Source organism: Ectopseudomonas khazarica, assembly GCF_017915135.1.
Classification (GTDB): domain Bacteria; phylum Pseudomonadota; class Gammaproteobacteria; order Pseudomonadales; family Pseudomonadaceae; genus Aquipseudomonas; species Aquipseudomonas khazarica.
The window spans coordinates 3,848,522-3,861,793 of the sequence record NZ_CP068551.1 but is presented as its reverse complement, the minus strand read 5'-3'; the positions used below and the strand labels follow the sequence as shown (position 1 = coordinate 3,861,793).

Sequence of the window (13,272 nt, the reverse complement as noted above, 5' to 3'; positions counted from 1 at the left end):
TGCGCCTCAGTGCCAGGGGGCGGCGATGGGGCGTGCAGGGGCGAGGCCGCCACGGCACTTGAGCACGCGAATGCGCGCCGGCTGGCTCTCCACGGCCAGGCGCAGCGCTGCCGGCGAAGGGTTCGCGGCTTCCTCGAGCGGGCGATAGGCAAAGGCCAGGGTCTGCCCGGTCGCGGCGGCCACCTGCAGGCGGCGCAGCGCGCGGTCGTCGGCCTGGCGCAGCCAGCACAGCACGGCGCCGCAACTGCCCGAGCGCAGGCACTGCTCGGCGGCCCAGAGGGCATCGCGTGCCTGGGCGCGGATGATGCTCAGGTGGCGCAGGTCGATGCCGGCATCCTGCCAGGCCTGGGGATAGGGCAGGTGGGGCGGAGCCACCAGCACCACGCGCTCATTCGCCTGGGTGAGGCGCGCCAGGGTCGGCCACAGCAGGCGCAGTTCGCCGATGCCGGTGGCGGCCGTCAGCACTTCGCTGAGCGCCGCAGCCGGCCAGCCGCCACCCGGGAGTGCGGCATCCAGCACGGCATGACCCGTCGACGGATTGGACGGTGAAGGGGCGGAGACGACCTGCCCGCGCCAGACACGGCGGGCATCGAGCAGGCGATCGAGAGCGACCACGGATGACATGCGGGTAATGCACCAAGAATACTGTATGGATGAACAGTATTTGCTGCCGACTGGCCAGGGTCAAGTCGCGGGCGATGAAGCGTGCAGCTCGCTGCCCGGGGGCGCCGCTCGCGGACTCAGGAGGGCGCCCGTTCGACCCGGTTGCGTCCGGCCGACTTGCCTTCGTAGAGCGCGGCGTCCGCGCGGGCGATGCTGTGGCTGAGCGATTGCCCGGCGTGGTGCTGGCTGATGCCGATCGACAGGGTCACGCCGATGTGGCTGCCGTTGCCGTCGATCCGCAGCGCCTGGACGGCCTCGCGAATGCGCTCGGCGCTGGCCGCTGCCTGGTCCAGGTCGGTGTGCGGCAGCAGCGCGAGAAATTCCTCGCCTCCCCAGCGACCGATGAAGTCCTGCTCGCGCATCGAGTCCTTGAGCACGCGGCTCACGGCCTTGAGCACCTGGTCGCCCATGTCGTGCCCGTAGGCGTCGTTGATCGCCTTGAAGTGGTCGATGTCCATCAGCATCAGGGTCATCTCGGCCGGCTGCTGCACCTTCTCGGCCAGGCTGATCAGGTGGCGGCGGTTGAACAGCCCGGTCAGCGGGTCGGTGGTGGCCATGCGTGCCAGCTTCTTGTGCGCGCGGGTCACGGTGACCACGTAGAACAGCGCCAGGTAGCTGAACATGCAGAACACCACCGTCAGGTTGAAGACATGCACGGCCAGCAGGGCGTTCGACGAGATCGGCTGCAGCGGTGGCAGGTACCACATCAGGACGTCCAGCCCGACGTAGTAGGCCCACAGGCAGATGGCGAGTATCCAGGCGCTGCGTGCCCGCATGCTGACGAACAGCGCCGGGATGAACATCAGCAGGTAGTAGTGAAAGCCACTCTCCCAGCCGACCATCAGCGTGCCCAGCCCCGCGTGCACCAGCACTTCGATGCGGATCAGCATCACCGCCAGGCGGTTGCGCCGCTGCTTGAAGGCGCGATAGGCGTAGACGTACATGGCCACGCTGATCACGTTCACCCAGCCGAGGATCGGGGAGCCGAGGCCGAGGAAGATGAACAGGAAGGCGACGTCCACGCAGGCGGCCAGCTGGCAGCAGCGCATGGACAGTTGCCAGAACTCGGGGCGGGCCTCGCGTTTATGAGGGTTGTCTGAGGGCATCGCTGAAGGCTTCCTGGCCGTTGCTGGAGCGCCCGGCGCACAGGCGTCGGGTCAGCGCGGCGACGCCGTCGCCGTGCCGGGCCACATTACGAGGCCGCTCGTCGTACGTCCAGTGGCATTCGGCCATGTGCGCGATGTGGCGTTCAGGCGCTGACCCAGCGCTGGCGTGCCCAGCCGCTCAGCGCATCGACCGCCAGCACCAGCAGCAACATGGCGAGAATCACCGTGGCCGCCTGGGCCTCCTGGAACAGGCTGAGGGACATGTAGAGCATCTGCCCCAGGCCACCGGCGCCGACGAAGCCGAGCACGCTGGCCATGCGGATGTTGTTCTCCCAGCGGTACAGGCTGTAGGCCACCAGTTGCGGCCAGACCCCCGGCAGGGTGCCGTAGCAGAAGGCGAGCAGGCGGCCGCCGCCGTTCTCGCGGATGGCATCGGCGGGCTCGCGCGGGGTGTTTTCCAGCGCTTCGGCGAACAGCCGGCCAAGCACGCCGGCGGTGTGCAGGGCCAGGGCCAGGGTGCCGGCATTGGGGCCGAGGCCGGCGGCCAGCACCATCAGCGCCGCCCACACCAGCTCGGGAATGGCGCGCAGGGCGTTGAGTAGCAGGCGCGTGGCGTGCAGGGCAAGGCCACCGAAGCGCCCGGCAGCCGGCAGGGCCAGGGCCAGGCCGAGCAGGGCGGCGAGCAGGGTGCCGATGGCGGACATGGCCAGGGTTTCCAGCGCGCCACGGCCAATGGCCTGCAGGTGCGCGGCGGAGAAGTCCGGATGCAGGAAGCCACTGGCGTACTGGCCCATCTGCGCCAGGCTGTCGCCGGCCACCAGCGCGCCGAGGTCGATGCCCAGGTAGACGAATGAGGCAACCACCGCGCCGAGAAGGGCGAGGAGCAGGATCAGGTTGCCGCTTCTCATGTCAGCCTCGCGCGCAGCAGGCGGCTGAGCTGGTCGGCGAGCAGCACCAGCAGCAGGAAGGTGAGCAGCATGCTGGCCACTTCGCCGCCCGCGAACATGCGCAGCGACAGGTCGATCTGCTGGCCCAGGCCGCCGGCGCCGACGAAGCCCATCACCACCGAGGCGCGAATCGCGCACTCCCAGCGGTACACGGTGTAGGAGAGCATCTCGCCAGCGGCATTGGGCAGCACGCCATAGGCGAAGGCTGCCAGGCGGCTGCTGCCGGCGCCGAGCAGGGCGCGGGCGGGGCGGGCATCGACCGACTCGAAGATTTCCGCGTAGACCTTGCCGAGCATGCCGGCGTAGGTGATGGCGATGGCCAGCACCCCGGCGGTGGGGCCGAGGCCGACGGCACGCACGAACAGCAGCGCCCAGACGATCTCCGGCACGCTGCGCAGGAAGATCAGCAAACCGCGCACCGGCCAGCGCGCCAGGCGGGCCCACCAGGCCGGGCGGCCGCCACGGTGCAGCGCCGACAGCGACAGCGCGCGGCTGGCCAGCAGCGAGGCGGGAATGGCGATCAGCAGTGCCAGGCTCATGCCGGCGGTGGCGATGGCCAGGGTTTCCAGAGTGGCGCGGCCGAGCAGGGCGAGGAACTCGGCATCATGCGCGGGCGGCCAGAAGCCGGCGAGGAAGTTGCCCATGGCGCGGGTGTTGTCGCCCTCCACCAGCACGGCCAGGTTCAGTTCGCTGAGGTCGATGCCCGGCCACAGCAGGAGCAGCGCCAGTAGCGTGATCAGCAGCCGTGGCAGGGCGGCGGGGTCGCGTGGGGCGGTTGTCAGCATCGCGGGATGTGCACCGGCTGCGCCTGCATGGGCACACTGGGCGAGGCCTGCAGCTGCTCGTTGGCGTACAGCGCCTGCAACTGTGCGGGCTGCACGTCGGCGGCCGGCAGGTCGAAGGCGATGCGTCCGTCGCGAATGCCGATCACCCGTGGGAAGTGCGCCAGGGCCAGGTCGACGGCATGCAGGCTGGCGAGCAGGGTCATGCCGCGCTCGCCGGCCTCGCGGTTGAGCACGGCCAGGGTGTGCCCGGCCAGCACCGGGTCCATGGCCGAGACAGGCTCGTCGGCGAGGATCAGCTCCGGCGCCTGGTACAGCACGCGGGCGATGCCGACGCGCTGCAACTGGCCACCGGAGAGCTGGTCGCAGCGCTGGTAGAGCTTGTCGGCGATGTCCAGGCGCGCCAGGGCCGCCTGGGCACCGGAGGCATCCAGCGGGTAGAGCAGGTTGAGCAGGCCCTTGGCCAGGGGCCACTGGCCGAGCTTGCCGGCCAGTACGGCGGTGACCACGCGCTGGCGCGGTGGCAACGGCGGCGCCTGGTGGATCAGGCCGATGCGCGCGCGCAGGCGCTGGCGCTGGCCGGCAGCCAGGCGCCAGGGGTCGTGTTGCAGCAGGTCGAGCGTGCCGCGCGTGGGTTGCAGGCTGGTGGCCAGCAGGCGCAGCAGGGTGGTCTTGCCGGCCCCGGAGGGACCGATGATGGCCACCCGCTCGCCGGGGGCGATGTGCAGATCGATGGCCTCGAGCGCGACCTTGCCGTTGGCGTGGGCCAGGCCCACGCCACGCAGCGTGACACTCACTTCAACAGGCCGGCGGCGCGAGCGGCCTCTTCGATGCCTTCGTAGTTGGCGGGCTGGGTCTCGATGAAGCGGCTGGCGGCCTGCAGGTCGAGAATCGCCTTCTGCTCCGGCTTGGCCGGGTCGAGGGCGAGGAAGGCAGCCTTGATCTTCGCCTGCAGGTCGGCGTCGAGGTTGCCGCGCACGGTCCAGTTGTAGTCGTAGTAGGTCGGGGTGGTGGCGAAGACCTTGACCTTGTCGGTGTCGACCTTGCCGGCGTCGACCAGCTTCTGCCACACCGAGGCGTTGAGCACGCCCGCGTCGGCCTTGCCGGCCTGGACCCAGGCAGCGGTGGCGTCGTGGGCGCCGGAGTAGGCCACGCGGCTGAAGAAGTCTTCCGGCTTGATGCCGTCCTGCAGCATGAAGTAGCGCGGCATCAGGCTGCCGGAGGTGGAGGACACGGAACCGAAGGCGAAGGTCTTGCCCTTGAGGTCCTGCAGCGACTTCACTGCCGGGTCGGAGGTGATGAACTTGCTGGTGAACTCGGCATCCTGTTCACGCTGTACCAGCGGCACGGCGTTCCCGGTTTTCAGGCGCGCCTGGACGAAAGTGAAGCCACCCAGCCAGGCCATGTCGATGCGGTCGGCCGCCAGCGCTTCGACCACGGCGGCGTAGTCGGCCACCGGCACGAACTCCACCTTCATGCCCAGCTCCTGCTCCAGGTAGGCACCCAGCGGCTTGAACTTGCGCAGCAGCTCGGTGGGGGCTTCGTCGGGGATGGCCGAGACCTTGAGGACGTCGGCGGCGTGCGCGAATACTGCAGATACGGACAGGGCGATGCCGGCGGCGAGCGCCAGGGTTTGCTTGAACATGACGGATTCTCCGGTTCAATAGCGGGGAAGGCGTGCGCAGTATAGTGGCCGAACGACGCGCGTGCAGCACGCGCGCACGGACTGCGGGGTTAAGATGCGCGCTGGATACGAACTGCCTGGAGTTGATCGATGACTGCAACGCTGCCCGCCCTGGCTTTTGCCGGCATTGGCCTGATGGGCCTGCCGATGACCCGCCGCCTGCTCGCTGCCGGCTACTCGCTGACCCTGTGGAACCGCTCGCCGGACAAATGTGCGCCGCTGCTGGAGCTGGGGGCGCATCGCGTGGAGAACCCCGCGGAGCTGTGCCGCGATGCCAGCGTGGTGATGCTCTGCCTGGCCAATACCGAGGTGGTGCGCGACGTGGTGTTCGGCCCCGGCGGGATAGTCGAGGGCGCGCGCCCGGGCCAGTTGCTGGTGGACTTCTCCAGCCTGGACCCGGCCGCCACGCGGGAGATGGCCGCCGAGCTGGAGGCGCGCAGCGGCATGCGCTGGGTCGACGCGCCGGTGTCCGGCGGCACGCCTGGCGCCGAGGCCGGTAGCCTGGCGATCATGGCCGGCGGTCGCGACGAGGACGTGGAACGGGTGCGGCCGATCCTGGCGCACCTGGGCCAGCGCCTGACGCGCATGGGTGACGTCGGTGCCGGGCAGGTGACCAAGGTGTGCAACCAGATGATCGTGGCCTGCAACGCGCTGGTGATCGCCGAGGTGGTGGCGCTGGCCGAACGCTCCGGGGTCGATGCCAGCCAGATCGCGCCGGCCCTGGCGGGCGGTTTCGCCGATTCCAAGCCGCTGCAGATCCTGGCGCCGCAGATGGCGGCCAGCCAGTTCGAACCGATCAAGTGGCACGTGCGCACGCTGCTCAAGGATCTCGACACGGCGGTGAAGCTGTCGCGCGAGCAGGGCGGCGCCACGCCCATGAGCGGCCTGGCGGCGCAACTGATGCGCCTGCACGGCAGCCAGGGCTTTCTCGAGCGCGACCCGGCCACGCTGGTGGAGCTGCTGCGGGAGCAATGCCCATGAAGATCGCCGCCAACCTGTCCATGCTGTTCACCGAGCTGCCGCTGCGCGAGCGTGTGCTGGCGGCGATGCGTGAAGGGTTCGACGGCGTGGAAATCCAGTTCCCCTACGAACTGCCGGCCATCGCCCTGAAAGAGGTGCTGGCGCTCAGCGGCTTGCCGCTGCTGCTGATCAACGTTCCGGCTGGCGACCTGATGAGCGGCGGCCCGGGCCTGGCCGGCGTGCCTGCGCGCCAGGCCGAGTTCGATACCGCCCTGCAGGAGGCGCTGAGCTACGCGGCCATGGTCCGCCCGGCGTGCGTCAACGTGCTGCCGGGGCGCCTGGCCGAGGGCGTGAGCCGCGAGCAGGCGCTGGACTGCCTGGCCGCCAACCTGCGCAAGAGTGCCGAGGCATTCGCCGTGCTGGGCATCCGGGTGCTGGTGGAGGCGATCAACCCCATCGACATGCCGGGCTTCCTGATCAACACGCCGGAGCACCTGGATGAGCTGCTGCGCGCGGTGGATCACCCCAATCTGGCGGCGCAGTACGACCTCTACCACATGACCCGGCAGGGGCTGGACGTCGCCGCCGGCGTGCGCCTGCTGGCCGGGCGTATCGGCCATGTGCAGTTCGCCGATGTGCCGGGGCGGGGTGCGCCGGGTACCGGGGAACTGGCCTTCCCGCCGCTGCTGAGCGCGCTGCGTGACAGCGGCTATGACGGCTGGCTGGGCGCCGAGTACAAGCCAGGAGAAGCGGGTACGCAGGCCAGCCTGGGCTGGTTGCCGGCGTTCAGGGCTTGAGGGCGAGCTGCCTGGAGCGCGGCTGAAGCCGCTCCTACGACCCGCCCCGTAGCCCAGATGAAATCCGGGAATGTAGGGTGGACGTCGCTTTTCACGTCCACCGCAACGGTGGATCGGTGAAGCGTGATCCACCCTACGTTCGCTGGCGTGAGGTGTACGTTTCGCGGCTGAAGCCGCTCCTACGGGGTTTGCATGGCTGCTTGAGGGAGGCGCTTCAGCGGCGAGCGTCTGCCCAGGGCGTGAGGACTCAGGAACCGCTCGCTACCCGCTCCAGGGGCCGGTAGTGCGGCGGGAACAGCGAGATGATCTCGGCCAGCGGCACCGGCTTGCTGAACAGGTAGCCCTGCACCTGATCGCAGCCGCGTTCCTGCAGGAAGGCCAGTTGTTCGACGGTTTCCACGCCTTCGGCGACCACCTTCAGGTGCAGGGCGTGGGCCATGGCGATGATGGCATGGACTATCTCGCGGTCCGGGCTGGAGTTGACCACGTCCTGGATGAACGAACGATCGATCTTCAGTGTGTCCAGCGGCAGGCGGCGCAGGTAGGCAAGGGATGAATAGCCGGTGCCGAAGTCGTCGATGGACAGGCTCAAGCCCAGCGCCCGGATGCTTTCCAGCAGGCCGATGGCCCGGTTGATGTTGCTCAGCAACGCGCTCTCGGTGACCTCCAGTTCCAGGCAATGGGCCGGGCAGTGAGTCGAACGCAGCAGCTGTTCGATGCGGCCAGGCAACTGGTCGGTGCCCAGGTTGAGTGCCGAGCAGTTGACCGCGATCTTCAGGCCGGAATACCCCATGTGCTCGAGGTTGTTGAGGTCCAGGCAGGCGCTGCGCAGCACCCAGTGGTCGAGCAGGTCGATGAAGCCATTGGCTTCGGCGATGGCGATGAAGCGGTCCGGCGTGAGCAGGCCGTGCTGCGGGTGGTGCCAGCGCACCAGCGCTTCCAGCTTGCTCAGCGCGCCACTGCGCAGGTCGATGATCGGCTGGTAGTAGAGCAGCAGGCCGCTGTCCTGCTGCAGGGCCAGGCGCAGGTCTTCCTCCAGTTGCAGCTCGAAGGAGGCCTTCTGCTTGAGGTGCGGGTTGAAGAAGTGCACCACGTTGCGACCGCTGCCCTTGGACTGGTACAGCGCCAGGTCGGCATGCTTGAGCAGCTCGTCGGCATTGCTGCCGTCCTGCGGGAACAGGCTGATGCCGACGCTGGTGGTCATCACGATCTTGCGCCCGGCCAGGCTGATCGGCTCTTTCATCTGCTCCAGCATGCGATTGGCCAGGGCACGCGGGTCGGAATTGCTGTCGAGGCTGGCGACCACGCAGAACTCGTCGCCACCGAAGCGGGCGATGATGTCACGCTCGCGCAGCGCCAGGCGGATGCGCTGCGCGACCATGCGCAGCAGCTCGTCACCGGCGTCGTGGCCGAGGCTGTCGTTGATGCGCTTGAAGTGATCGACGTCGAGGAACATCACCGCCAGGCTGCGGTTGGTCACCGCATGCTCCTCGAGGGCGGCGGCGAAGACCCGGTTGAAGCCTCGGCGGTTGAGCAGCTCGGTCAGGGGGTCATAGTGCGCCACCTGTTCCAGCGAGGCCTTGGCCTGGTCGAGCTGCACCAGCAGGCTGTTCACCCGTTGCAGGTCACGGTCCTTGTCATCCAGCTTGTGCCCGATCCACGCGGCCGCCAGGCTCAGGCCCAGGATCAGCAGGGTGATCGAGGCGACGATCAGCCCCAGCTGCAGGCTGTTGTCGGCACTGCGCAACTGCAGGGGCGTGCCATCCGGCACCACGAGGTTGAGCGCCGCCATGCCGGTGTAGTGCATGGCGGCGATGGCCGCGCCCATCACCAGGGCCGCGCAACAGCGCATCCAGCGCTGTTGTCTGGGCGAGCCGACGCGCACGTAGCGGTCGATCAGCAGCGCCGCGAAGCTGGCGCTGATGGCGATGAGTATGGACAGGCTGAACAGGCCGCCATGGTAGTAGGCGTGCGCCGGCGAGCGGATGGCGGCCATGCCGCTGTAGTGCATGGCAGTGATGCCCAGTCCGATGATCAGGGCCGCCAGCAACTGCCGGCCCACGCCGGCCTGCGCCATGCTCATGCAGTAGAGCGCGAGCAGGGCGGCGGCCAGCGCCACCAGCAGCGACAGTGCGGTGGTGGCCAGGTGGTAGTGAATGACCACCGGGGCCTGAAACGCCAGCATGCCGATGAAGTGCATGGACCAGATGCCGCCCGCCAGGCACAGCCCGCCGACCAGGCCCCAGATCAGGCGCATGCTGCGCCTGTGAACCTGCTCCAGGTGCTTGGTGATGGTCAGCGTGCTGAGGCTGCCGATGGTGGCGATGACGTACGACAGCAGCACCAGCCAGGGGTCATGGCTGCAGTCCAGCAGGAGCTGCCCCTGAACGGGCAGGTCACCGAGGAACCTGATCGAGAGTCCTTCCATTACCACCCCCGCTTGCCTGCGGTATGCGTGCCCGGTTCAGTGAAGCACAGGCTCGCCGTTACGGCCTACTTGCCGTAGTCGTTGAGCGAGATCACCCGGGTCTTGCCGATGCGATGGCGGTAGATCTCGCGCAGGTACTTGATCGCCTGCTTGACGCTCTCGCGCGACAGGCGGATGTCGTTGATCGAGACGAACTTCTCGGCATCGTGGATCAGCTCGCGGTACTTCTTCTCGTACATCGGCTTGATCGCGTACCAGTTGGTGTCGAGGATCTTCGCCGGGTCCTCGTGTTCGTTGAGCATGGCGTCGAGCTGCGCCTCGTTGAAGCGCTCGGCGACGATGAAGTCGAGCATGGCGTCGTCCAGGCTGTCGTCGAAACGGTACTGGTCGCGGGCGAAGCAGCGCTTGATGTAGGCGACGATCAGGGTCAGGAAATCGTCCGACAGGCAGGGGCTCTTGACGATCAGGGTGGTCAGCGAGAGGTTGGCCGAGGCGCCGATCACCAGCGCATAGCGCTTGAGCGTGGTGTTGGGGAAGAGGTTGTTGAGGTGGGTCTTGAGCCGGTTCAGGTCCATGTAGGACAGCTTGTAGTCCTTGGGCAGGGAGACGATGGACACCACCGACGAGCAGTTCTTGAAGAAGTGCAGGTCGCTCAGCTGCGCCGCGTCGTAGCCGCTGGCCTTGTACTGCTCGAGGGCCTGGCGGTAGCGCTTGGATTCGATCGGCAGCAGGCTGATGCCCTCGATGGCCTGGGTGACCTTGTTGAAATGCGGCAGGTCGATGGAGCGGAAGAACAGGTCGTCGATGTTCAGCCGGGGCGGGTGCTGCTCCTTGTCCAGTACGCGGAATTTCTCCGACAGCTGGGCGTGCTGCTCGGGTACCACGGATTCGGCGTAGGCCACGGCCACCGGGCCTGCCAGGCTCATGAACAGGTCGTTGGCATCGAGGCGGATGGTCTCGCCGATGTCGATGCCGGCGCGGCGGAAGTAGTTCTGGTCGTAGTCGCTGGTCACTGCCTGGGCGGTGAGGATGTTGAAGATCTGCTGCGAGATGTACTGGTTGGCGTGGCGCTCCATGGCGGTCACGTCGATGTTGTGGATGCTGCCGTCACCGCTTTCCTCGGCGTAGCGCATGATGTCGTTGGAGATCAGCATCATGGCGTTCCACGGACGGATGCGGCGCATCACGCTCTCGGCGCTGTTCTGCTCGTTGTCGAAGTTGTAGGAGAAGTCCCATTCCTCGGCCAGGTACTTGCAGAGCAGGCGCCCGGCGTTGATGTGCAGAGCCTCGGACATCTCGCTGCGCTGGTCGGAGATGTTCGGCAGGATGCAGATGCCGCTGGTGAAGATCGGCTCGAAGACGAAGCCACGATCGCGCTCCGTCTCGGCGTCCTCCGGTGCCTTGCTGTCGAAGGTCTTGCTCATGTAGGCGAACTGCTGCGCCAGGCCGAACTCCGAGGCCATGCCGGAGCCGGTGCCGCCGCCGGCGCTGAAGATATAGAAGTACAGCCGCGACTGGTTGGCCTTGATGCCGCAGGAGTCGATCAGGTAGCTGTGGATGAACTTCCAGTCTTCGTTGGAGAAGCGCTGGGTGTCCTTGTTGAGGATGATCTTGGCCAGGTACTGGCCGAGGATCGGCGCGTTGCCGGCCCCACCGGCATGCACCTCGGACAGGTCCATGATCTTCATCTTGCTGTAGTCGTCGAGAAAGCCGCTCATCTCGCCCTTGCGCGAGAAACGGATGCGCCCGGCGATGTCCTTGTCCAGGTCGCCGAGCATCACCAGCGGTTCGATCAGGAACACCGGCTTGCTGCTCTTGCTCGGCGCGCGCAGCAGGTTGCTGCGAATCCAGCGGCTGGGACGGGAGGCCTGCTCGATGGCCGCCGTGGCTTCGCTGTGAAACTCCTCCAGGTAGAACTGGCGGGCGTTGTAGACCAGCGAGGCGACGTCCAGGGCGATGTTCGAGCCGCAGCGCCCCAGGCCGATCAGGCACACTGAGGGGAACTGCTGGATGCGACTCGACTCGCTGTCGTCCAGTGGCTCGCCCAGGGGGAACACCATGTTGCGCAGGCCATCGAGGTTGTCGAGGATGCGCTCGATGTCGCGTTCGGTGAAGTACAGGTACTGCTCGCCAGTGTCGCTTTGCACCGCCAGCGCGGATGGCGCCAGCAGGGTGTCGGCGAGATCGGCCAGGGTGGCTTCCTTGGCGGGGGCTACGGCGTCTTTTTTAGTTTTCATCAGCGACAGTCCGGCGAGTCAGTGGGATGTTGGCCATTGGCCATGAAATGACCAGTCCCATTGGTTCTAGCACGGAAAAAAACACTTTGCGTTGTTCGGCCGGATATTGGCGCTGGTTGGCCGTCGCTCCCATCGATCTGCATAAATCAAGCGAATGGTCGCAGACAAAGCCAGGCAAAGCCTCTAGATTGCGCATCACTCAGCGTTCGGTCGGTGCTGCCAAGGTAGGCGCCACCGCAGTAGGCCGCACGCGGACAACAACATGGAGACCTTGCCGTGCAGCCCAATCAGCAAGCCGCGAATGCCTGGCGCATTCTGTTCCTGCTCTTCCTGGCCAACCTGTTCAACTTCTTCGATCGCACCATTCCCGCCATCATCATCGAGCCGATCCGCCTGGAGTGGGGCCTGAGCGACCTGCAGCTCGGCCTGATCGGTACCGCGTTCACCATCGTCTACGCGCTGGCCGGCGTCCCGCTCGGGCGCATGGCCGACACCGGCGCCCGGCGCAAGATCATGGGCTGGGGCCTGGCGGCCTGGAGCGGCCTGACGGCGCTCAACGGCATGGCCTGGAATTTCTGGAGCTTCCTGCTGATCCGCATGGGCGTCGGCATCGGCGAGGCCAGCTACGCCCCGGCGGCCAACTCGCTGATCGGCGATCTGTTCCCCGCGCACAAGCGCGCACGGGCCATGGGCATCTTCATGCTCGGCCTGCCACTGGGCCTGCTGCTGGCGTTCTTCAGCATCGGCGCGATGGTGCAGGCCTTCGGCAGCTGGCGGGCGCCGTTTCTCATCGCGGCGCTGCCGGGGCTGATTCTCGCGCTGTTCCTGTTCTTCATCCGCGAGCCGGCGCGGGGCGCTGCGGAAAGCATGCCGGTCAGCAGCGCCGCGGTGCAGCAACCGCTGCGCAAGGTGCTGGCGATCCGCACCTTCTGGTGGCTGGTGCTGGCGGGGCTGGCGTTCAATTTCGCCGCCTATGCCTGCAATGCCTTCATGGTGCCGATGCTGCAGCGCTATTTCGGCCTGGGCCTGCAGCAGGCGGCGATGGCCACCGGGGTGATCGTCGGGCTGACCGGGCTGGTCGGCCTGACACTGGGCGGCTGGGTGGCGGACAAGGTGCACCAGCGCTGGGCCAATGGCCGTCTGCTGTTCGCCGCGCTGAGCATGCTGGTGGCCTGCCTCTGCAGCGCGTGGGCGCTGACTGCGGGACGCATCGATACGGCGCTGTTCGTCGCGGTGTTCAGCCTCGGCTGGCTGTTTTCCTACAACTTCTACACCTGCGTCTACACGGCGATCCAGGACGTGATCGAGCCGCGTCTGCGTGCCACGGCCATGGCGCTGTTCTTCGCCGGCCTGTACCTGCTGGGCGGGGGGCTGGGGCCACTGGCGGTGGGCTGGCTGTCGGATCACTACGCGCAGGCGGCGATGCAGGCCGCTGGCGCCAGCGAGATGACCGAGGCCTTCAAGGCCGTCGGCCTGCATGATGCGATGTTGCTGATCCCGGTGGCGCTGCTGCTGACGCTGCTGGCATTGCTGCAGGCTGCGCGCTGCTTCCAGATGGACGCCGTGCGCATGCGCGAGGGCCTGGGCGGGGCGGTGCCGGCCTGAGACAGAAGCTGCGCGCAGCGCACCCGGCAGACTGGCGCATCCGTGGATGCGCCATGCAGGGCT

General features: G+C 67.5%; 11 protein-coding genes. 3 read left to right on the top strand and 8 right to left on the bottom strand.

Annotation, left to right across the window (positions count from 1 at the left end; genetic code table 11):
• Positions 1-6 precede the first annotated feature (6 nt).
• The 6 genes from imuA to JLK41_RS18210 form a co-directional block, all read right to left on the bottom strand.
• Positions 7-624: a translesion DNA synthesis-associated protein ImuA gene (imuA, locus tag JLK41_RS18235; protein ID WP_134677123.1), complete on the bottom strand. Its 618-nt coding sequence runs from the start codon at positions 622-624 to the stop codon at positions 7-9.
• Positions 625-740: 116 nt separating this feature from the next.
• Positions 741-1,769: a GGDEF domain-containing protein gene (locus JLK41_RS18230; RefSeq protein ID WP_152489340.1), complete on the bottom strand. Its 1,029-nt coding sequence runs from the start codon at positions 1,767-1,769 to the stop codon at positions 741-743.
• Positions 1,770-1,912: 143 nt separating this feature from the next.
• Entirely contained in the window at positions 1,913-2,677 is a 765-nt protein-coding gene (gene phnE / locus JLK41_RS18225; RefSeq protein ID WP_134677125.1) for a phosphonate ABC transporter, permease protein PhnE, read from the bottom strand.
• Positions 2,674-3,501 carry a PhnE/PtxC family ABC transporter permease gene (locus JLK41_RS18220; protein ID WP_047586323.1) on the bottom strand — a complete coding sequence of 276 codons (828 nt, stop codon included), beginning with the start codon at positions 3,499-3,501 and terminating at the stop codon, positions 2,674-2,676. Before JLK41_RS18220 ends, phnE begins: the two co-directional genes overlap by 4 nt.
• Complete coding sequence (locus JLK41_RS18215) at positions 3,495-4,295, bottom strand: phosphonate ABC transporter ATP-binding protein (RefSeq protein WP_210389534.1); 801 nt, start codon at positions 4,293-4,295, stop codon at positions 3,495-3,497. The genes JLK41_RS18220 and JLK41_RS18215 overlap by 7 nt, the downstream gene beginning before the upstream one ends.
• Positions 4,292-5,143: a putative selenate ABC transporter substrate-binding protein gene (locus JLK41_RS18210; RefSeq protein WP_047586185.1), complete on the bottom strand. Its 852-nt coding sequence runs from the start codon at positions 5,141-5,143 to the stop codon at positions 4,292-4,294. Before JLK41_RS18210 ends, JLK41_RS18215 begins: the two co-directional genes overlap by 4 nt.
• Positions 5,144-5,272: 129 nt before the next feature.
• Between JLK41_RS18210 and JLK41_RS18205 the strand changes: the two genes are divergently transcribed.
• Together JLK41_RS18205 and JLK41_RS18200 are read left to right on the top strand one after the other, a co-directional pair.
• Positions 5,273-6,163 carry an NAD(P)-dependent oxidoreductase gene (locus JLK41_RS18205; protein ID WP_210389533.1) on the top strand — a complete coding sequence of 297 codons (891 nt, stop codon included), beginning with the start codon at positions 5,273-5,275 and terminating at the stop codon, positions 6,161-6,163.
• On the top strand, positions 6,160-6,939 hold the full coding sequence (locus tag JLK41_RS18200) for a hydroxypyruvate isomerase family protein (protein ID WP_210389532.1): 780 nt from the start codon (positions 6,160-6,162) through the stop codon (positions 6,937-6,939). Before JLK41_RS18205 ends, JLK41_RS18200 begins: the two co-directional genes overlap by 4 nt.
• A gap of 247 nt (positions 6,940-7,186) precedes the next feature.
• Here the strand turns inward: JLK41_RS18200 and JLK41_RS18195 are convergent, their stop codons facing one another.
• Both JLK41_RS18195 and JLK41_RS18190 read right to left on the bottom strand, forming a co-directional pair.
• Positions 7,187-9,367: a putative bifunctional diguanylate cyclase/phosphodiesterase gene (locus JLK41_RS18195; RefSeq protein ID WP_210389531.1), complete on the bottom strand. Its 2,181-nt coding sequence runs from the start codon at positions 9,365-9,367 to the stop codon at positions 7,187-7,189.
• Positions 9,368-9,432: 65 nt separating this feature from the next.
• Positions 9,433-11,604: a hypothetical protein gene (locus JLK41_RS18190; RefSeq protein ID WP_134677130.1), complete on the bottom strand. Its 2,172-nt coding sequence runs from the start codon at positions 11,602-11,604 to the stop codon at positions 9,433-9,435.
• Between the two features lie 276 nt (positions 11,605-11,880).
• Here JLK41_RS18190 and JLK41_RS18185 point away from each other — a divergent pair, with 276 nt between their 5' ends.
• Positions 11,881-13,209: a spinster family MFS transporter gene (locus tag JLK41_RS18185; RefSeq protein ID WP_210389530.1), complete on the top strand. Its 1,329-nt coding sequence runs from the start codon at positions 11,881-11,883 to the stop codon at positions 13,207-13,209.
• The last annotated feature ends 63 nt before the right edge of the window (positions 13,210-13,272 follow it).